Source organism: Terribacillus aidingensis, assembly GCF_040703035.1.
Taxonomy (GTDB): domain Bacteria; phylum Bacillota; class Bacilli; order Bacillales; family Amphibacillaceae; genus Terribacillus.
This window is the reverse complement of the sequence record NZ_CP159996.1, coordinates 2683357-2705445: the sequence shown is the minus strand read 5'-3', so window position 1 is coordinate 2705445 and position 22089 is coordinate 2683357. Positions and strand designations below refer to the sequence as shown.

At 44.6% G+C, this 22089-nt stretch carries 15 protein-coding genes; 9 read left to right on the top strand and 6 right to left on the bottom strand.

Annotated features, from left to right (window positions below):
- The first annotated feature begins 35 nt into the window (after positions 1-35).
- From ABXS78_RS14155 to ABXS78_RS14135, 5 genes are all read left to right on the top strand, one after another.
- Positions 36-8450, top strand: a complete 8415-nt coding sequence (locus ABXS78_RS14155) for a SpaA isopeptide-forming pilin-related protein (RefSeq protein WP_366247738.1) — start codon at positions 36-38, stop codon at positions 8448-8450.
- 1 nt (position 8451) lies between these two features.
- Positions 8452-9039, top strand: a complete 588-nt coding sequence (locus ABXS78_RS14150) for a class D sortase (protein ID WP_366247737.1) — start codon at positions 8452-8454, stop codon at positions 9037-9039.
- Positions 9040-9509: 470 nt separating this feature from the next.
- Positions 9510-11549: a choice-of-anchor I family protein gene (locus ABXS78_RS14145; protein ID WP_366247736.1), complete on the top strand. Its 2040-nt coding sequence runs from the start codon at positions 9510-9512 to the stop codon at positions 11547-11549.
- Positions 11550-11657: 108 nt separating this feature from the next.
- Entirely contained in the window at positions 11658-12584 is a 927-nt protein-coding gene (locus ABXS78_RS14140; protein WP_366247735.1) for an AEC family transporter, read from the top strand.
- Positions 12585-12938: 354 nt separating this feature from the next.
- Positions 12939-14234: a citrate:proton symporter gene (locus tag ABXS78_RS14135; protein WP_366247733.1), complete on the top strand. Its 1296-nt coding sequence runs from the start codon at positions 12939-12941 to the stop codon at positions 14232-14234.
- 53 nt (positions 14235-14287) lie between these two features.
- On the opposite strand, the gene ABXS78_RS14130 is transcribed toward ABXS78_RS14135, so the two are convergent.
- Positions 14288-14488 carry a DUF2536 family protein gene (locus tag ABXS78_RS14130; protein WP_095219391.1) on the bottom strand — a complete coding sequence of 67 codons (201 nt, stop codon included), beginning with the start codon at positions 14486-14488 and terminating at the stop codon, positions 14288-14290.
- Positions 14489-14528: 40 nt separating this feature from the next.
- Positions 14529-15410 carry a GNAT family N-acetyltransferase gene (locus tag ABXS78_RS14125; protein WP_366247732.1) on the bottom strand — a complete coding sequence of 294 codons (882 nt, stop codon included), beginning with the start codon at positions 15408-15410 and terminating at the stop codon, positions 14529-14531.
- Between the two features lie 163 nt (positions 15411-15573).
- Between ABXS78_RS14125 and ABXS78_RS14120 the strand changes: the two genes are divergently transcribed.
- The 3 genes from ABXS78_RS14120 (at position 15574) to galE (ending at position 17768) form a co-directional block, all read left to right on the top strand.
- Positions 15574-16428, top strand: a complete 855-nt coding sequence (locus ABXS78_RS14120) for an ROK family protein (RefSeq protein WP_366247731.1) — start codon at positions 15574-15576, stop codon at positions 16426-16428.
- Positions 16429-16448: 20 nt separating this feature from the next.
- Positions 16449-16706 (top strand): YciI family protein, encoded by a 258-nt coding sequence (locus tag ABXS78_RS14115; RefSeq protein WP_366247730.1) that lies wholly within the window; start codon positions 16449-16451, stop codon positions 16704-16706.
- A 72-nt stretch (positions 16707-16778) separates the two neighbouring features.
- Positions 16779-17768 carry a UDP-glucose 4-epimerase GalE gene (gene galE / locus ABXS78_RS14110; protein ID WP_366247729.1) on the top strand — a complete coding sequence of 330 codons (990 nt, stop codon included), beginning with the start codon at positions 16779-16781 and terminating at the stop codon, positions 17766-17768.
- Positions 17769-17780: 12 nt separating this feature from the next.
- Here galE and ABXS78_RS14105 read toward each other — a convergent pair whose 3' ends face one another.
- A complete protein-coding gene (locus ABXS78_RS14105; RefSeq protein WP_366247728.1) occupies positions 17781-18296 on the bottom strand; it encodes a GNAT family N-acetyltransferase in 516 nt (171 codons plus the stop codon).
- 116 nt (positions 18297-18412) lie between these two features.
- Between ABXS78_RS14105 and ABXS78_RS14100 the strand changes: the two genes are divergently transcribed.
- Complete coding sequence (locus ABXS78_RS14100) at positions 18413-19282, top strand: SMP-30/gluconolactonase/LRE family protein (RefSeq protein WP_366247727.1); 870 nt, start codon at positions 18413-18415, stop codon at positions 19280-19282.
- Positions 19283-19322: 40 nt separating this feature from the next.
- Here ABXS78_RS14100 and ABXS78_RS14095 read toward each other — a convergent pair whose 3' ends face one another.
- The 3 genes from ABXS78_RS14095 to ABXS78_RS14085 form a co-directional block, all read right to left on the bottom strand.
- Complete coding sequence (locus ABXS78_RS14095; RefSeq protein ID WP_366247726.1) at positions 19323-19451, bottom strand: hypothetical protein; 129 nt, start codon at positions 19449-19451, stop codon at positions 19323-19325.
- 5 nt (positions 19452-19456) lie between these two features.
- Complete coding sequence (locus ABXS78_RS14090) at positions 19457-20554, bottom strand: hypothetical protein (RefSeq protein ID WP_366247725.1); 1098 nt, start codon at positions 20552-20554, stop codon at positions 19457-19459.
- Between the two features lie 171 nt (positions 20555-20725).
- The gene (locus ABXS78_RS14085; protein ID WP_366247724.1) at positions 20726-22084 is read right to left on the bottom strand and encodes an MATE family efflux transporter; all 1359 of its coding nucleotides are present in this window, start codon (positions 22082-22084) and stop codon (positions 20726-20728) included.
- Between the last annotated feature and the right edge of the window lie 5 nt (positions 22085-22089).

Genomic DNA, 22089 nt, shown 5'->3' with positions numbered 1-22089 from the left:
ACACCCGATAAAAAATTGTAGAGGAGAACGAGAGAGTGATAAGAAAGATTCCTGTAATGATGCTTATTACCATCCTGCTTATGCAAACTGTTTTGTCCGGTTCACTTGGAACCGCACAAGTTTTTGCAGAAGGAAATGATCCGGAAGCTTTTGAGGCGGTAATCGACGTAACTGATGGAGACGGAAATGTTATCAGTTCAGAGAATCGTTTAGACAGAGATGCACAGCTGAAACTGAAAGTGAATTGGAACAAAAACCAGCACACATCAGATCATACATACAAGATTACACTACCAGACCAACTTGACTTTACATCAATTGAATCAACAACTCTGCTTAATGCAGAAGAAGCCGAAGTCGGAATTTATGAACTGAAAGATGGGGTATTATCTTTCCAATTTACGAATGAAGAACAAGAGCCTGCAAGCGGGGAGCTGGAGGTAACAGCACAGGTTGTTCAGACCCTTCAAGCCAGCGAGGAACAAGAGACGAACTTAACATTCTACGTTGAAAACAAAGAACAGGTAATTCCGCTATTTTTGAATCCAGCAGCTGAGAAAGAACCCCTGCCGGAGGAAGAGCCTTCAGAGGAACCACAAGGAGATGAGCTTCCAGCTGAACCAGTGAAAGAAGAGGAGCAGCCTGTGGAAGAAGAAAAAGCAGCGGAAGAAGCTGCAGCTGCTGACAAGACAGAGGAAACAGATGAGCCTGTGAAAGAAGAGACTGAGGACACAGATCAAGAGCAAGCTGAAGAAAACGCTGAAGTAAAACAGGCAAACAATGAAATTGCAGCCCAAGATCGCCTTACAGGTGAAATAGAAGAGAATATCATCTCAAACATCGTATTAAAAGACAAAGACGGAAACATCATACATGCTGATGAAAACCCGGATAATCAGCCGGCTTTAGGGGATGAAGTTACCATTGATATGGATTGGGCCTTGCAAAATGGCCATCCATACGGAGCGGGATCGACTTTTACTTTCTCTTTGCCAGCCTACTTTAAGCTTTATAACGATGTAGATGGCCAGCTTCAATTTGGTAATGAAAGTGTCGGAACTTATAAGATGAGCATGGATGGTACGGTTGTCCTGACCTTCAATGACAATATTACTAAGCTATCCAATGTAGAAGGTACATTGCATTTCTGGACAGAGTTCCATGAAAGAATTGAAGGAAGTATCGAACAGGAAATCATTTTTACGATCAAAGAAGAAGATGTAGCGGTAATCCCAGTTAAATTCCAGCCGAAACCTGGAAGTGCAATTGATAAATCCGGGAAGACAGATCGCGGCTATAACGCAAAAGAAATTACTTGGACAGTTGATTTTAACAAACAACTGAAGACTATCGAAGATGCTGTTCTGAAAGACCCGCTTCAAGCCAATCAACAGCTGCAGCCTGATTCTATCAAGGTGTATAAGCTGGATGTGCAGCTGGATGGCAGTGTGAAGCAAGGGGAGGAGGTAAGTCCTTCCGCCTATACGGTCCAAGAAGAACCTTTCCAGATCAATTTCGGTCAGCTTAAAGATGCGTACCGTGTGGAGTTCAAGACAGATATTACGGACGCTGAAGGTACGAGATATGAGAATACAGCATTCCTAGCAGGTTCGAACACCGAAGAATTGTCAGCAAAGGCTTCTGTCAGTGTGAGCCGGGGTAAACCGCTTGCGAAACGCAGTATTGCTTATGATGCCGAAAAGCAAACAATCACATGGGAAATTCAATACAACTACAATGAAAAAAACATCCAGCAGCAAGACGCTGTATTGCAAGACTTATTCGATGCTAGCCACGTACTGATTCGTGACTCATTGAATGTCGAAAAAATCACGATTGGCGAAAATGGACAGGAAACAGGGGCTGAACCGTATACGAACTATCAAGTAGATGAACAGCCTGCTGCGGATGGAAAGCGCGGATTCCAGCTCCAATTTAAAGAAGATATCCAGAACGCTTACAAAATAACGTATCAGACAAAAGCTGATGGCCGGGTTATGGAAGACGGCCGCATCAACAATAGTGTGGTAGTCGGAGAAAACACGAGTGAAACGGGTCAAGGAGTCAGTCAGCAAGTACTTTCTAAAGGCTACTCCAATGTTAATTATAAGGATAAAACGAATAACTGGACCATTGATTTCAATAAAGATTCCCATAAGATGACAGATGTTTTTATTACAGACACGTACCCGAACAAGGGACTGACGATGAAAGAGGATACGTTTAAGATAGTAGACCGTGCTACTGGTGAAACAGTATCCGAAAACGATTATGAACTTGTCGTATCAGCAGATGGATTTACGATCAAATTCAAAAACGAGATCAAGACGCCGTATCGTATTACCTATACTACTGCATTTAATTACGACCAGCTTGGAGAACAAAAACAATTCCGAAACCATGTCCAGCTTGATTGGAAAGATGAATCAGGCAATGACCAGACCAAAGAGGCGGCAGCAGGATTCAATCCGGATAACTACACAGTAAACAACGGATTCAAGAACGGTTCTTATAATGCTGTTTCAAAGGAAATCACATGGAATGTCGGAGTCAACTATGACTTGAAGGACTTGGATAATATTGTTGTGACAGATTACATCCAAGGCAAGCAAAACTTAGTTGATGGCTCATTGAAGGTGTATGAAGTAGAGCTGACTGGCGGCAATAATGGTGTCAGAAAAGGTGCAGAGCTGCAAGATGGCACAGATTATAATGTGGAAACTGTTAAGAATGATAAGAATGAACCTGGTTTTAAGTTGCACATTCTTAAAGATAACAGTAAAGCATATTGGATCGAATACAAAACCAGCCTTGCTGGGGAGCTGATTGTCAATCGTTACGACAACACTGCTACGCTGACGAGTGATGGCAAAGAACCGATCAATTTGAACGCGCAGGTTTCCGTTGCGAATGGCGGCAGCTATAACGAAAAAGATGGCACCCAAAACGGAAACGTGATCAATTGGAAGATTGACATCAATAAAGGTCAATCCCATGTATCGAAAGCGAAAGTGAGAGATGAACAGCAAGCCAACCAAATCCTTTTAGAAGACAGCTTCAAGCTATATGAAACGAATGTCGCGCAAAATGGCGGTCTTTCAAAAGGAGAGGAAGTATCGAAAGAGGCTTATAAGCTCGATATCATTACTGCTGATGATGGCAGCCAGACGTTTGAGTTATCGTTCCTGGATGATATTGATCGTGCTTATATCCTGGAATACCAATCGTATATCAATGCCGCAAACGGTGAGTCGGTCAGCAACAAAGCAACCTTCTCCGGTGAAAATATCACAACAGAAACAGTCGAATCTGGCAAGACAATCATTGTCCGCAAAAGCGGGGGCAGTGGTTCTGGTTCGGGAGAATACGGCAGCTTGGAAGTGTCCAAAGTGGATGCAGCGACAGGAGAGGCATTAGCTGGTGCAACATTCACGTTGTACGACAGTGAAGGAAAGATCGCAATCCGTACAGTGACAACAGGCGAAGATGGAAAAGCGTTATTCAAGAATCTGCTGTATGACGATTATCTTCTGAAAGAAGATAAAGCGCCAGTTGGCTATGTGGTGGGCATCCAGGATACAAAAAAAGTTACTGTGGATGGCGACACAAAAACGACTATTCAAAACAAAGAAATCACACGAGATGTGAAACTGACGAAATATGATAGTGAAACGAGAGAGAAGCTTCAAGGAGCAGTTTTTGCATTGGAGCAGCAAGTGGATGGGGAATGGAAACAAATCCAGGAGAACTTGACAACAGATGAAGATGGAACGATTTCCGTAACAGATTTAGATGCTGGCAATTACCGTTTTATTGAGACAGAGGCACCGGATCTATACGAATTAAATAAAGATCCTGTTTACTTTGAAATCAAATCCGACCAGACAACTGTGACGACTGTCACAAAAGACAATGCAGTCAAAAAGGGCAGTGTGAAACTGCAGAAGGTCGATGAAGCAGGCAACCCATTGCAGGGTGCAGTCTTCACTTTGAAAGACGCCGCAGGCAAAGTCGTTAAAGATAACCTTACAAGCGATGAAAATGGATTGGTGGAAGTAAAGGATTTGCGACCAGGCAAATATGCAATCGTGGAAACGAAAGCTCCGGAATTCTACCAGCTGGACACAGCAGTGCATGAGTTTGAAATTAATCCAGCTAAACAGGCTGAAATTGATCTTGGTAAAATTCAAAATAAGCTAGTCACTGGCGCTATTCAACTGACAAAGGTTGATAGGGACCAGAAGGAGACATTGCTTGCAGGAGCAGTGTTTGAATTGCAAACAGCGGACGGCAAGACGCTGAGAGAGGGACTGACAACAAATGAAGCTGGTGTACTCGTTGTCGATCAGCTTGCACCTGGTGACTATCAGTTGGTCGAAACAATAGCACCAAAGGATTATCAACTTGATCAGACACCAATTGCCTTCACAATCGAGAAAAGCAATGAAGCAACGATTCAGGTAGAGCGTGAAATGAACAACAAGCTTTTGCCAGGAGAAGTCATTTTGACAAAGGTAGATGATAGAGATAATTCCCTTCTAGCTGATACAGAGTTTTCGCTTTATACAGAAAATGGAGAGCTCATCCATGAAGGATTAAAGACTGATGCAGAAGGAAAGCTGACTGTTTCCGATTTGCAGCCAGGCAGTTATTATTTCCAAGAAACGAAAGCACCGGTGAATTATGAGTTGAATGGAGAAAAACTTCCATTTACGATCGAGCGCAGTCAAGCGGAAGCTGCCCAGGTCATAGCAGAGAATACACTTACTCCAGGAGCAGTTTCTTTGGTCAAGGTAGATGAAGATGATCAATATCTTCGTTTGGCAGGCGCAGAATACAAACTGCAAGATGCGAGTGGCGAGGTTGTGAAAGATAATCTTGTCACGAACGAAGAAGGCAGAATTGTTGTTGAAGATCTTGCTCCAGGAACTTATTATTTCGTGGAGACAAAAGCACCGGAACATTACCAGCTGGATGAAACACCAATTGAAGTGAAAGTGGCAAAAGGACAGCAAGAAGCTGCTGTTGTCACTGCTACGAATACGCTTATTCCAGGAAGTGTGGTCCTGGAGAAGATTGATAGTGCCGATCACAGCATCACGCTGGAAGGTGCTTCCTTCAAGCTGGTGAACAGCAAGGGCGATGTTGTGGAAGAAAGATTGGTAACGGATAAAGACGGACGTATCACAGTCGACAATCTGAAGCCAGGCGAGTACCAGTTCATTGAAATCGATGCACCAAAAGATTATGAGCTGGATGCCGAACCAATAAAATTCACTGTTGAAAAGAGCCAGAAAGAAGCGCTTGTGATTCAACAGACGAACACGCTGAAGCCAGGCGAGGTCGAACTGAAGAAGGTCAATAAACACAATACTGGCGAAACATTAGCTGGTGCAGAATATGCTCTGAAGGATGCATCAGGCAATGTTGTGAAAGAAAATCTAGTGACTGATGAAAACGGCAAAATTGCTGTAGCTGGTCTAGCGCCAGGAAAATATCAATTTGTAGAAGTGAAAGCGCCAGAGCACTTTGTTTTGGATGTAACGCCAATCACATTCGAAATTGCGCGCAGCCAAGAGAAAGCAGTATCTGTAACAGCTGTCAACGAGTTGAAAAGAGGCGCTGTTGAGATCACTAAAGTCGGCGAAGACAATTTGGAAAAAGGTCTGGAAGGCGCAGAATACGAGCTTCGGACAAAAGCTGGAGACGTCGTTGCAACAGGTAAAACGGATGAGACAGGAAAAATTCAATTCAAAGATCTGCTTCCTGGAGATTATGAGATTGTCGAAACAAAAGCGCCATTTGGTTATGACTTGAATGCGGATACAATCCCTGTAACAGTAGATCGCAGCCAAGAAAAGCTGCTTGCAGTGCAGCAAGTGGACGAATTGACAACAGGTTCTGTTTTATTGAAGAAAGTCGACAGCAAAGAGAATGCGATAGGCCTTGCCGGAGCGGTATTCGAATTGCAGGATGAAACAGGCAAGACGATTAAAGAAGGACTAACAACCAATGAAAATGGCGAACTATCCATCACAGATTTAAAACCGGGTGATTATCAGCTGATCGAAACCCAAGCACCGACAGATTATAAGTTGGACGATACACCAATCATTTTCACAATCGAAAAAGGACAGCAAGTCATCCCGACTGTGGAGGTGGAAAATACACTGACACCTGGTGCTGTATCTTTGATCAAATTGGATAAAGATAATGAAAATGTGCCGCTTTCTGGAGCAGAATACAAGATAGTTGATGATACTGGGGCAACTGTCCAGGAAAACTTGGTCACTGATCAAGATGGACGTATCATTGTTATAGATCTTGCACCAGGTAAGTATCAATTCATTGAAACGAAAGCACCGGAAAATTACGTACTGGATGCAACACCAATTGATGTGGAAGTTACACGGAGTCAGAAGGAAGCTGCTGTAGTATACGCAGAAAACGAGCTGATTCCTGGAAGTGTTGTGTTAGAAAAGAAAGACAGCGTGGATGAATCTATTACACTGGCCGATGCAGAATTCAAGCTGGTGGACAACAAAGGCAACGTTGTGGCAGAGAAACTGAAGACGGATGAAAACGGCAGAATAGTAGTGGAAAATCTCAAACCTGGTGCATACCAGTTCATTGAAACAAAAGCACCAGCAGATTATGTACTCGATGACAAACCGATAGACTTCGAGATTGCAAAGAGTCAGAAAGAGCCATTACTCATCACAGCAAAGAATACACTCATCCCTGGCGAAGTGGAATTGACGAAAGTCAACGCGCATGACAATAGCGAAAAACTTTCGGGAGCTGTATTTGACCTGCAAGATCAGGATGGCAATGTCATCGAAAAGGATTTGACGACAGATGAAGCTGGTAAGATAACAATCGACGGTCTGGCACCGGGAAGCTATCAATTTGTTGAGACAGAAGCACCGACTGACTTCCTGACAGATAGCACGCCAATTCCGTTCACAATTGAAAGAAGTCAGACAGAAAAAGTAACAGTTACAGCTGAGAATGATCTGAAAAAAGGATCATTGGAAATTTATAAAGTTGACAGTGAGGATGAAACAGTCGAGTTAGAGGGAGCCTCATTCGACCTGTTGACAGCTGCTGGAGAAAAAATAGCTTCCGGTAAGACGGATAAAGAAGGAAAGCTGCAATTTAGTGATCTAGTTCCTGGTGATTATATTATCAAGGAAACAGAAGCGCCATTCGGCTATGACTTGGATCCGACATCGAAACAGGTGACAATTGAACGCAGCCAGCAAGAAACTGCTGTGATTCAGCTGGACAATCAACTTTCAACAGGAGCAGTTCACCTGGAGAAAGTGGACAGCAAAGACAACAACATCAGATTAGCGGGAGCAGTATTCCGTTTGCTGGATAGCAATGGAGAAACACTGCAGGAAGGTCTGACAACGAATATCGATGGTCTTCTGTCAATAACAAATCTGAAGCCGGGAGATTACCAGCTAATCGAAACCAGTGCTCCAGAAAATTATGTGCTGGATGAAACACCGATAAACTTCACAATCGAAAAAGGGCAGCAAACACCACTGGCAGTAGCAGCGGAAAATACGCTTCAGCCAGGCATTGTGTCGCTTGTCAAAGTAGATAAGGACAATCCGGAAATTCATCTTGCTGATGCGGAATTCCGATTGTTGGATGAAAAGGGTAATGTGGTGAAAGACCATTTGCATACCGACAGCGAAGGACGCATCATAGTCGAAGATCTTGCACCAGGTTCTTACACCTTCGTAGAAACGAAGGCACCTATCGGGTATGAGCTGGATACTACACCTATCGAAGTGACTGTAGAAAAAGGTCAAAAAGAAGCTGCCGTTGTCACAGCAGTAAACGAATTGACGCCAGGAACAGCTGTATTGGAGAAAGTCGATGCAGATGATAGTACTGAGAAACTAGAAGGCGCTGTTTTCAAACTAGTAAATGACAAAGGAGAAACAATCCAAGAAGACCTAGTTACTGACGAAGCTGGTCAAATCACTATTAATGATCTTAAGCCAGGAAACTATCAATTCGTTGAAACAAAGGCTCCGGCTGGATATCAGTTAGACGATAAGCCGATTGCATTTACAGTTGAAAAAGCGCAAGTGGAAGCAGTAGTTGTTACGGTGACAAATACACGCGAACAAACACCAGAGAATCCTGAGGAACCAGAAGAGCCTAACACGCCGGAACAGCCAGCAAGTGGTGATACACCAAATGAATCCGATAAAGATCCTGCTCCAGGAAACACTACTGTCCCTGCAGCAGGTGACGGAACAGGTGAAAAACCAACTGCTAATAACCAAAATGGACTGCCAGCAAGTTTGCCGCAGACTGGCGAGCAGCTCCTATCATTGATACTGATGGCTGGTATCATATCGTTCGGTGTTGGAGGGTTGTGCATTTGGAACGCATTCCGAACACAGACAGTAAGAAAGAGGCAGTAGGATGAAAAAAGGGAAACTGATAGCAGGTGTTGTGTTTCTTTTGCTAGGAGTGGCGCTAGTTGCCACTCCCCTCTCCATAGAAAGAATGCATGCGAAAGAAGTAAGTGAATTAGAAAAAGCATTCGCCAGTATTGAGGCAGGAGACGTACCGCAAGCAGGGGGAGAGCAAGATCAAAAGTGGTCGGAGGATGAATTAGCGAATATGATGAAGCTCGAAATTCCATCAATCGAATTAGAGCAATATGTGCTTAATGAGACAACAGATGAGAATTTAGCTGCAGCGCTGACGCAAATTAAGACGGATCAGAATCCTGCTAAGGACAATTTCTCGATAGCTGGTCATCGCGGATACCGCGGCGATCGTTTCTTCAGACAGTTACCTGAGGTGAAGGCAGGAGCAGAAATTAAACTTCAGGATAAGGATGCGACCTATATCTACGAAGTAGACAGTGTAAAGATTGTTGAGCCTAATAATATCGCGATACTGGAAAATACAGATGAACCAGAGATTACGTTAGTTACATGTACGCTCTCAGGAAAACAGCGAGTTGCTGTAACAGGTAAATTAATAGAGGTACAAAAGAGCTGATTATGTGCTTCACTTTGGAAGATTTCGCTACCAGTGGATTTACAACAACTTCATAGGAATATTTGTAAACATCTAAAGAAGAGCCAGATACAAACCGATAATGATATAAGAAACCCCTGCTGTTGCTGAAGAAAGGATGGACCAATGATCCTGAAAGAAAACGACTTTTTTGTTGGTTTGTGGAATGCCATTCTTGTATCTGGATTGTTCTATGCTTGTCTATTGTCCATGTATTTTCTGTTTACTAGATAATGCGCAGGCGATGATTTACCATCAAACTATAGTATCTTTAAAGCGTTGGGGACGTTGAGGGATACGGTGAATGAAACTTGAAGGCTGCCATGAAATGGCAGTCTTCTTTTTTGTCCTGCAACATTACAAGAACTTCATACACTTTTAACAGGAACTTCACGCCACTAAGCTATCATGACTATCATACATATTCTAATGATAGAGTTGGGGTGGCGAAGGTGAAGAGTTGGAAGAAGTGGACGGCTATGTCGCTGGCGGCGGCTAGTTTAACATTGCCTGCTGTCGGGCATGCAGAAGAGCTGAAGGTATACAACAGAGGTCAAGCGCAAGCACTTCAAGTAGAACAGATTGGCCGCTATAACAGCGGCAGTGGTATTGGTGAAGGCGGTACAGAGATTGTAGCGTACGATGCTAATTCAAAACGTGCCTTTTCAGTGAATGGTGCTGCTAGAGCTCTGGATATTCTCGATTTGAATGGATTGAAGGATGGGAATGGAGAGATTCCGCTTCTGAAACGGGTATCTCTGGAATCGTTTGGGGTAAGTGCTTCTGATGTGACTAGCGTAGCTATCCACCCGGAAGGTGATTATATTGCGGTGTCGGTACCTAGTGAGGTGAAGACCGATCCAGGTCATGTCGTCTTGCTAGATACAGACGGGAACAAGCTTGCTAGCGTCGAGGTCGGAGTTTTGCCCGATATGGTTACTTTCACGCACGACGGAACAAAGGTGCTTGTTGCCAATGAGGGGGAGCCTTCCGATGATTACACAGTCAATCCAGAGGGCTCGGTCAGCATTATTAATGTAGGAAGTGGGTTGGACAACCTTACAGCGGAATCAGCTAATTTTACGGATGACATCGTCGATTCGGATGTCCGTAAAGTCAATCCAGATCCGGAAAACTCAACGTATGCTGAAAACCTGGAGCCAGAATACATAACTGTAGACAAGGACAACCGTTATGCTTATGTCGCTATTCAGGAGAGCAATGCCATTGCAAAGCTTGACTTGCAGTCGAACAGCTTCACAACGGTGAAGAGTTTAGGATACAAGGATTTCTCCAAAGAGGGCGTGGAACTTGATCCATCTAATAAAGATGAGGGTATCCAAATCGGCAATTGGCCGGTGCTCAGTATGTATATGCCAGATGGGATGACAGCTTTCCAATCAGGTGGCAAGACGTATCTCATTACTGCCAATGAAGGTGATGCCCAGGACTGGGAAGGCTTTTCAGAGGAAGTACGGGTAGCGGATCTGGCAGCAGAGGATGCTTATGCATTGAATGCGGATTTATATCAAGGATACACACAGGAGCAGCTTGATCAGCTTGTGCAGGATGGGCTGTTTGAAGATGAAAAGCTTGGCCGTTTGAACACAAGTATTGTGGCACCTAAAAATGCAGAGGGTAAATATGAAGCAGTTTACGGATTCGGCGGGCGCAGCTTCTCGATCTGGGATGCAGATTCATTGCAGCAAGTATATGATAGCGGTGCTGATTTTGAGAAAATCACAGCTGAAGCAAATCCAGAGTATTTCAATACGACAAACGACGAAGACAAGCTGGATAACCGCAGTGACGACAAAGGGCCAGAGCCGGAAACAGTCATTACTGGAGACGTAGATGGCAAAACATATGCATTCATTGGTCTGGAGCGGACAGGCGGTATCATGGCTTATGACGTGTCAAATCCAGCGAGCCCGGCGTTCTCAACGTATTTCTCCAGCCGGAACTTCCAAGGAGATGAAGCGGCTGTGGATAGTGCAAGCGGCGATGTTGCACCGGAAGGGCTGACATACATTCCGGCAGAAGAAAGTCCGACTGGCCAGACACTGCTATTGGCGGCACATGAAGTGTCAGGAACGATAGCTGCCTACGCACTTGGAGAGAAGCCTGAAACACAGCCAGAACCTGTGCCAGAAGAAAAGCCTGAACAGCCTGTAACAGAACCGAATGAGCCGGAGAAGGAAGAACCAGCAGAAGAGACAACTGCACCGGTAAATGAGGAACCAAAGCAGGAGACAGAAAAAGTAGAAGAAGAAACTGAAACGGTAACGGAAACTACAACGACAGATCCAGCAACTGATGAGAAGGATAGTGGACAGACAGCTGCTTCTGCAAAATCAGATACGGATGATGCGGAAGGACAGCCATTACCGAATACAAGTACGAATGTATTCAATTGGCTGCTGGGCGGGGTTGCCCTGGTGGCAGCAGGTGTCATATTCTTTGGCATCAATAAGCTTCGAAAGCGTGCATAGCCGTGACAGCCACCAACAAGGTGGCTGTTTTTTTGATTGCTTCCTATAGAGTTTTGAAAATGTTAGCAGTATAATGAGCCTGTATACGCTTACAAAAGGAGGGAGCACATGGCTGTATTATCATTGATTTTCCTGGAAGTAATTGCGCCGTTATTGATTCTGCTTGCTGTTGGTGTCATCCTGCAGCGAAAATTTTCATTACAGCTTGGGACCTTGTCCAAGCTGCTGACGTATTGCTTCCTGCCTGTGAACGGTTTTATCAATATGTATCAAAGCAGTATGCCGCTTTCGGTGTTCGGTCAAATCATGTTATTCCTGCTGCTGTTCACAGTGTTTTCCGTTGGTTTTACGGAGATCACGAGCAGGCTGTTCAAGCTCGAACGAGGAGTGGCTGCCACCTATAAGAACAGCGTGGTGCTCATGAACTCGGGAAACTACGGTATTCCAGTCAGTCAGCTTGTTTTTCAGTCAAATCCGCTAGGGGTATCCATTCAGCTGATTGTCATGGTGTACCAGAATCTGCTCACCTTTACATACGGCCTTTACAATATGGTGAGTGTCAAAAGCCAAGGGAATGCTATATTGAAGGAGCTTGTTCGGCTACCGATGATTTATGCTATCATTCTAGGGATTCTTTGCGCATCATTCCATGTGGACATTCCGACTTTTATATGGAATCCTATCACTTCAATCGCTGATGCTTTCCTAGCTGTTGCCTTGATCACGCTTGGAGCCCAGGTAGCACAGATTCAGCTGAAGCGTCCGCATGTTGTGCTTTATATGAGTACGATAGCTCGCCTGCTGATCGGACCTGCTGCAGCCTTAGGTATCATTTTCCTGCTTGGTCTGGACGGAACTGTCGCGCAGTCACTGTTCATTGCCAGCTCATTCCCGACTTCCCGCAACAGTTCGATATTCGCACTGGAGTATAATAACAATCCGGATTTAGCGGCGCAGACTGTTCTGGTGACGACAATTTTGAGCAGCATTACTGTTACCATCGTGGTGTATTTGGCCGGCATTCTATTTGGATAGAGCATATATTTTAATAGAAGCAGCTAAAAGTTATAGAGTGCAGCATGCAATAGGTTTATTAAAATTGGAAATCCGGCAAGATGATTTAGTGTAACTCATTATATGTATAAGTGTTATACAGTATATAGGGTGACTTGCGTTTATAATGATTTAAACATAGGGTATTCTACCCGATTTTAAGTAAGAAAAGCTGTCGTAGAGCCATTTCAACTTCTCTGCCTACTTTTCTTACTTAAAAAAGTAACAAAACTGTTGAAAATATTTTTGGAAGCGCATACAATAGTTGTAATATATTATTCAACGCTGCTTAGGATTTGGGGGAATTGTTTCAGGAGACGATGAGGGGGATTTAGCATGTTAGCAATAATGGGATTCTTGATGGTCTTTCTATTCATGTATTTGATTATGACGAAAAAGCTATCTGCGCTCATTGCGCTGATGATCATCCCGGCTATATTTGCAATTCTGACCGGGCATGCAGGTGACTTAGGGGAAATGTCACTGCAAGGTATCACAGATTTGGCACCAACTGGAATCATGCTATTATTCGCGATTCTATATTTCGGAATCATGATTGACGCAGGTTTATTCGATCCAGTCGTCGGCCGTATTTTGAAAGCGGTTAAAGGAGATCCGACGAAGATCGTTATGGGTACAGCTGCTCTTGCACTTGTCGTGTCCTTGGATGGAGATGGAACGACAAGCTATATGATTACTGTATCTGCGTTCTTCCCGCTGTACCAGCGCTTGAAAATGAATCCGCTTATATTGCCGGCTATCGCCGTCATGTGTGTAAGTTTGACGAACATGGTGCCGTGGGGCGGACCGACAGCGCGTGCTGCTGCAGCCCTTAATGTTGATGTGGGCGATGTATTCGTTCCGCTAATCCCTACTATGATTGGTGGAGCAATCTGGATTTTCTTCACTGCCTTCATCATGGGACGCAGGGAAAAGAAACGTCTTGGTGTTGTTACATTCGATGATGCAGAACAGCGCATCCTGCAGCAGCAGGCTGCCACAGTCGATGCATCATTGAAGCGTCCGAAGCTATTGTGGGTCAACTTTGCATTGACTGCACTTTTGATGTTTGGTCTGATCAAAGGTATCATGCCGCTGCCGGTATTGTTCATGCTTGCTTTTGCCGCTGCTATCACAATCAACTACCCGAACCTGAAGCAGCAGAAAGAGCGTATTGCTGATCATGCTGGAAACGTACTGGCTGTCGTATCGCTTGTATTCGCAGCTGGTATTTTCACTGGTATCTTATCAGGAACTGAAATGGTAGATGCTATGGCATCCAGCCTTATTTCCATCATTCCTGATTCATGGGGTCCTGCTTTCAGTATCATCGTTGCAGTCACAAGTATTCCATTCACATTCTTTATGTCTAATGATGCCTATTACTTTGGTGTTGTTCCGATCCTGGCAGAAGCAGCAGCTAACTATGGCTTCTCTGCAGCGGAAATTGCCCGTGCATCCTTGCTTGGACAGCCTGTCCATTTACTTAGCCCGCTCGTTCCGGCTACATACTTGCTCGTCGGAATGTCGAAGGTAGATTTCGGGGAATTCCAGCGATTCACCATTCTCTGGGCAACCGGAACAGCATTTGCTGTAATTGCGGTAGCGATTGTTACGGGGATTATCTTCTAGGAATATAAAAATACCGTCCGGAATGGACGGTATTTTAGTGTGAAGTTTTATCTTCACTTCGCTTTAAAATGAGCTACAGCACTAAAAAAACGTCTGCCATTCTCATCTACATGCATGTTGTGTGCAACGTGGTGCAGCTCAAGCAAAATCGCTTTGTTGTGCTGAATCTGTTCATTGATTTTCTTTTCTAATGTAGACAAGTCATGTGCTTCGAAAAATTCGACCTTGTCTTTCAGCATTTCTAAATCTAGCATTGCTTTCGTTCCTTTCTATTACTGCTTTCTTCCCATTATATTATGCGTGGGACAATTCGGGAAACTGGAAGTCTGCGGGCAGCAGCTCCGGTTTGTTTACAAAGAGTGTATCTCGTTCCGTGTGCGTGTGGGAGAGAGGCTCCAAGTCCGGAAAAGTCGGTGTGAAATGAAAGATGACCTCGGTCACCCCTGGCTGGGAGACGTAATCTGCAATCTGCCGCCAGACAAGCCGTGTTTGACTGATCACTTCATACAGATGCATCGTCTGCCCAATCTTTTTATAAAGCAGCAGGGCTGCTGGCTCCAATAGCTCAATAATCTCTATTTCCGGGTCATATAATGTGTGGAAGCCAAGAATGTGCTGAGCGTCTGACACATCGAGAATAGTAGACTGCGGATGGCGTTTGCCATAGCGATCAAGCAGCACTACCATGTCCTGTGGGTTGACAGCTGGCTTCAGCTTCCGATAATCCGGTACCGGGCGCGGCTCAGAAGATACCGGAATGGAAAATAATTTTTCCTGCACAGCAGTGAAACCGAGTTTTTCGTAGAAGTTTTCCACTCCTGGACGGGAAAACAGATAGATGAGATCGGTGTCCGTTTCGTATTGCTGCATAACACGCTGCAGCAGCTGGGTAGCCAGTCCTTGGTTCTGGTAGGCTGGGTCAGTCATGACGGTTCCGATTTGAACCGCCTTTGTCTTCTGCTGGTTGATATGTACTGTGAGTGCGCTTACAGAAACATTCGCCACAATTTGTTTGTCATCAGCGAAGGCATGTGTATGATAGCGTTCATTCCACAATCCGCTTTTATATAATAATTCAAAATCAAAGCCGAAAGTTTTTCTGGCTAGTTTATTAAAACTTTTACGTAAATCGCGTTCATGCGCAAATGCAGTTACTGCTTGCAGAGCAGTCATCATGCATCCCCCCATTTCTGACAGACTAATCTAGTTTTTAAGATTATTAGATACAATTCAGTATTACTATTTTATAACAATTCCCGCATTTGTACAGTCCAGGGTAACTATTGACGGAGAAGGAGAAAAATCCCATAGTAGAATAAGAGAGACAAATGAGGTGATAGTGATGCGATATGGAGCAATTGAAGCTGGCGGTACAAAATTCGTTTGTGCTGTTGGTGATGAACATGGAAATGTAGAAGAAAGAGCATCTTTCCCGACAACGAAGCCGGAAGAAACGCTGCAGCTGGTGTTTGACTTCTTCCATGACAAACAGATCGAAGCACTAGGAGTCGGAGCCTTCGGGCCAGTTGATGTAAAAGAAGACAGCCCGACTTACGGCACCATCGGCAACACACCAAAGCTGCAGTGGAAGGACTATCCGCTGCTGTCGGAACTTAAAAACAGGCTCGGTGTGCCGGTAAAGCTGGATACCGATGTAAACGCAGCTGCTTTAGGGGAGTATATGCACGGAGCAGCAAAACATGCAGGCAGCTGTCTGTATATTACAGTTGGAACAGGTATTGGTGCAGGAGCCATTGTGAATGGAGAAACCTTAAGAGGCTTCTCCCATCCGGAAATGGGTCATCTGCTTGTACGTCGGAATACGCATGATGCGTATCCTGGGAAATGCCCGTATCATAAGGACTGCTTGGAAGGGCTGGCAGCTGGACCGGCTATTGAAGCACGCTGGGGGGAGAAGGCACAAAAGCTGTATCATCAAGAAGCGGTATGGCAGCTGGAAGCTTATTATTTGGCTCAGGCAATCATGAGCTACACCTTGGTGCTCAGCCCCGAGAAAATCGTCATGGGCGGCGGCGTCATGAAGAAGGAGGGGCTTCATGAGATGGTTCAACAAGAACTTGAAACTCTCATGCAGCGCTATGTCCCGCTGCCGGAAAATTATCTCGTTCCGCCAGGCCTGGAGGATAATGCAGGCATTGTCGGAGCACTCATGCTTGCCAAGACCGCAAAATAAAATAGAAGGGGAGATTTCCAATGAAATATTTTGCTGCATTTCTTAAAATGGAGAAATCGGAATTGAACCAGCAATACCGCCAGGCACATTTGGATTTCCTGGCTGACTTGGATGAAAAGGGATTTATCTTTGCAAGAGGAGCATTCGCAGATGGAACAGGCGGACTGGTTATCTATCAGGCAGAAGACGAGGCAGAAGCAAGAACGCTTGCTGAGCAGGATCCGTACTTGGTTAATGGCGTGCGCAGTATGCATCTTCACGAATGGAATAAGGTGTAAAAATTACCATTTATTTGACCGCAAGCATGCTATAATTTGAGTGATAATAATAAGAGAATCGAGGAAAAATCTATGAAAGTACTAGTTACAGGCGGTGCAGGTTATATTGGTTCCCATGCAGTAGCCATGCTTTTGGAGAAAGGGCATGAGGCAGTCATTATTGATAACATAATTACAGGTCATGCCGCAGCTGCGGACAAGAATGCCATTTTCTATGAAGGAGATCTTCGTGATGCAGCATTCCTGGATGATGTATTCACAAAGGAAAAAGTCGATGCGGTTGTCCACTTTGCTGCTAGCTCCCTTGTTGGAGAATCAGTAGAAGATCCGTTGAAGTACTTTGGCAACAATGTGTATGGTATGCAAGTACTGCTTGAGACAATGCGTAAGCATGAAGTGAAGAAGATTGTCTTCTCTTCTACAGCAGCAACATACGGCGACACGAATGTTGTGCCATTGACAGAGGATCTGGACACAAATCCAGAAAGTCCTTACGGTGAGTCCAAGCTAATGATGGAAAAAATGATGAAATGGTGTGACGGAGCGTACGGTATTAAATTCGTCTCACTACGCTACTTCAATGTTGGCGGAGCACATCCTAGTGGTCAGATTGGCGAGGATCATCGGCCGGAAAGTCATCTGATTCCTATCATCCTCCAGACAGCACTCGGACAGCGGGAGCATATCAGCATCTTCGGTGATGACTATCCAACAGAAGATGGAACATGTATCCGCGACTATATCCATGTTGTCGACTTGATAGATGCCCATTTGCTGGCGTTAGATTACTTGGATAAAGGTGGGGAAAGTGATATCTTTAACCTCGGCTCCAGCCAAGGCTTCTCTGTTAAAGAGTTGATTGACGTTGCACGAGAAGTGACTGGCAAGGAAATCCCGGCCAAAGTCGGTCCACGCCGTGCTGGTGACCCAGCTGTCTTGATCGCAAGCTCTGCGAAGGCGAAGGAAGTACTTGGATGGAATCCGTCACGTACAGATATGAAAGACATCATCGGTGATGCGTGGAGATGGCATCAGAATCGTCCGAATGGTTATGATGCATAATTTCCTCCCCTCCTAAATAGGAGGGGTTTTTTCTTTGGCGTAAACGAATACTTCCTTGTTATGGCGCTCGATCGTTTTCCAAACATGCATCCCTAGCTTCTCAGCAACCCTGCAGGAGGCAATATTCTCGGGATAAATCAAGGCAATTATTCTATTTTCGTTCAAATGATCGAATCCCAACTCCTGAAATGCAGCAGCAGCTTCAGTGGCAAAACCCTTTCCCCAATATGCTGGAGCAATCCAATAGCCAACTTCAAGCTCCGTTACATCATCCACCTCCTGCGGAACCAGTCCAGCGTGCCCAATTGGTTCCCCGCTAGCTTTCTCAACCAAAAGCTGCAGCCCTAATGGCTGCTCTTCTTTCATATGAGACAAATTCCAATTAAAGAATAAACGGGCGCCTTCTTTTGTTCTTGGTTTTCCGTTTCCGATATAACGGACCACGCGGGGGTCGCTGACCAAGCTCTCCAAAAAAGGAAGATCCTCAGTTGTATACGGACGAATAAGCAGTCGTTCTGTTTCGAACATCGTATTCCCTCCTTTTTTCAATAGGATGCTTAGATGATAGCAATTCAGGTAATAAGTAAATCATATAATGGTATTATTACTATAGCAGGTAATACATACGTAAAGGAGTGGAGAATGTGGCAGAAGCGAAATTATTCTTAGATGCGAAACAGAGCTTGGCCGAAGGTCCTTTTTGGCGGGAAGAAACGGAAGAGTTATATTGGGTGGATATAAATGGTCAAGCAATTCATGTTTATGATACGAAAACGGAAGAACATCGGGAGATTCCAGTCGACCAGAAAATCGGAGCAGTCATACTGAAAAAGGATGGCGGACTTATTATGGCGATGGAAGAAGGCATTTATGAAACTGATAGCGAGCTCAAAGCGAAGGTGCTGCTTCACAGCCCGGAAACTGACAGACCTTCCAACCGTTTCAATGATGGAAAGGCGGATCCTTACGGGAGGCTTTGGGCAGGTACGATGCCGAAAAAGGGTAGCGGTCATAAAGGAGCCTTCTATCGTATGGAAGTGGATCAAGAGCTGACACGCATCATTGATGGTATTGGGAACTCCAATGGTCTAGCGTGGAGTCCGGATCATAAGTACTTCTACTATATAGATACACCGACCGGCGAGGTGCAATGCTTTGATTACGACGGTAAGAAGGGTGAAATCAGCAACCCTCGTACAGTTGTTTCGTTCAAGGATGGCAAACCAGACGGTATGACGATCGATGAAGAAGGAAATCTGTGGATAGCCCATTATGGCGGATCCAAGGTGTCTCGATGGAATCCGCAAACAGGTGAGCGTCTCGAGGATGTCCATTTGCCAGTCAGCCAAGTGACAAGCTGTGCGTTCGGTGGTCCGGAACGGAAGACATTGTACATCACGACAGCAAGACAGGGTCTGACGGAAGAAGACTTGGAGAAGGAGCCACTTGCTGGTGGTATCTTTGTATACGAGGCAGATGTAGTGGGAGCACCTAGCTATAGATACGGAAAATAGAAAAAACCGGCGGATGCCGGTTTTTTCTATTTTTAAAGTATTAGAGGTCCGTCAGAACAGGTGCGTTAGGCAGGTGTCCTTTTTCAGCAGTATCATTGAATGAAATGCCTGCAATGCTGCTTAGGATTGTTACAAGTACTAGTAATCCTACGATTCTTTTCTTTGTCATCATCATCACCTCCTTGAATGGAACATAATAATGTTATTTTGATTACCTAAAGCCAACCTATAAAAATGATTCGCTTTTTCAAAATTTCTCTCATTACTAAAATAGCTAGCTAGCTCATCAGCGTATTTTTGTGTCTCGTAAATGCGATGAGCACTTGAGAAGTAATCTACAGCTTTTGATAGTGTATCTATATACTTATCTGGTTCAATATATTTAGCGTGTAGGATCTGAAACTTCCAATAGTAATCTTCATCCGGTTCCTGTTCCAAGCGTCTTTTACCCATTTTAAGGTAGGTAACCCCATTTTCATATTCCTTTTCCCGAAATGATATTTCACATAAAAGAAAAACAGTGGATAAGTAATTTTCAAAGTCCTCATGCTGGATGACCTTTGTTAAATAACGTTTGGCTGCTTCATTGAGTCCTTTTCGATCATAAAGAATCCCTAAGTTATGATAGACACTCACTTGTACCATAACATCATGTTTCGTATTAGTATCCTGTAAAGCAGAGTGAAGATATTCTTCGGCTAAATCGAATTCGCACATATCGATATAGTTTAAAGCAATCAAGATTTTAGCTCTTGTCAGCTTTTTCTCATACGTCGGATACAACTGATAAATATAAATCGCCTTCTCTGCATAAATGGCAGAACGATTTGTATAATCCAAGTAATAAAGCGCCGATGCAAACACATCGAAGAATTCCGCTTTTTCGATTTCATCCTGGATATAGCCGAGGTAGGGTTCGACTTCCCCGTATTCCTCGATGGCATTGTAATAATCCTTGGTCGAATACAGATACATGCCTTTGAACAGATGCAGATAGTAGAGGTGCTCTTCCTTGAGATAAGGAGAGAATCCTTCTACTTGGCTGATGAGCTTTTCTGCTTCGGAATAATTCTTGCATAGGATATGGTGGCGGCTATGGATCAGAAGTGCTAGCTTGACGACGTCGTCATTCGCTTCACCTTTAGCGAGCTGTTCGGATACTTCCGTTTTAAGCTTTTCCGCTGCTTGGACTTTCTTCAATTTGATATTCATATACCACAAATTGAGCAGTTCCCTTAGCTCTTCTGAGTTGAATGTGACGTCAGAACGCATCAGTTACACTCCCTAGTCTGTAAGATTTTGCCTGTATCAAGCATAGCATGTTTCCTAGTAGATTTTTATTGGGAAAGTAGGTTGAATTTTGAGACATTAATTTGAGATTGGAAGCGTTGATTGGGGAAACTAGGAAAGTTGTACAAAAAAGCACCTCCGAGATGGAGGTGTTTATACAGCAGCTTGCTCTTGTTTCCGCTGGATGAATCGCAGTCGCAGGAAGAAACCAATAGCGGCGCAGGTGAGACCGAGCGTGATACCGACCCAGAACCCGAATGGTTCTAGTGATGTGAATCTGGACAATAGATACCCGCTTGGCAGACCGACGATCCAATAGGAAATAAAGGCAATGATGAACGGGATGGTAACATCCTTATAACCTCGCAGTACACCCTGCAGGGATGCTTGGGCTGCATCGGAAAACTGGTACATGATCGCGAACAGCATAAACTGCATGGCAAGCAATACGACCGCACGATCAGATGTGTAGAAGTAACTGATCTGCTCGCGGAAAATGAATAACAATAAGCTCAAAATACCGATAATCACTAATGCAGAACTGACACCAAGAATGGCGTATTGCTTGGCGTGTTTCATCCGTCGGGCACCGACCTCATGCGATACAACGATTGTCATACCAATTGAGATGCTTAGCGGTACCATGAACATGAGTGTCGTAAAGTTCAATGCCGTCTGGTGGGCTGCAATGACAGTCGTATCGAATAAGGAACCCATCAGCAGCGTAACAACACTGAAGATACTGGCTTCGAAGAATGTACTGAGACCCATTGGCACACCGATCTTCAACTGCTCCTTCCAAGCCTGAAATGATACCCTATACCATCGGACAAACAGGTAATGCGTTCGCATCTCTTTCAGCTTGAATGTCAGAAACACACTTGCCCCGAATATGAACCAATATGTAAAGGCTGTCGCATAGCCGGCACCGGCCCCGCCAAGTTCCGGAAAACCGAAGTTACCGAAAATGAGCAGATAATTCAGCAACGCATTGATTGGCAGTGCCATTAACAAAATCACCATTGATACTCTCGTATAGCCTTGTGCATCAAAGAAATTACGCAAAACGGCGCTGGCAAACAGCGGGATGATACCGATCGATAGTCCGTGCAGATAATCTGTCGCCACTGTATGTACGTCAGAACTCAAGTCCATGATTCCGAGTACAGGCTGCAGAGCAATTGCGCCGATAGCCAGTACAACCAATGAGATTACAATAGCCAGATAAAATCCTTGCATAACTGTCCGCCCGACATCGCTGCGGCGGTTGTTGCCGATCAGCTGTCCGACCATCGGCGTGATGGCCAGCATGATCCCAGTCAATCCGGTATAGACTGGCATCCATAGACTGGAGCCAACGGCCACACCAGCCAAATCATCTGTGCCGGCACGTCCAGACATCATCGTATCCAGCACAGTCATGGCATTGTAGCTGATTTGTGTCACGAGGATAGGCCATAATATGTGAAAGAATAAAGACGCTTTTTCACGTATCGTGTTCGTAGGATACATAAGTC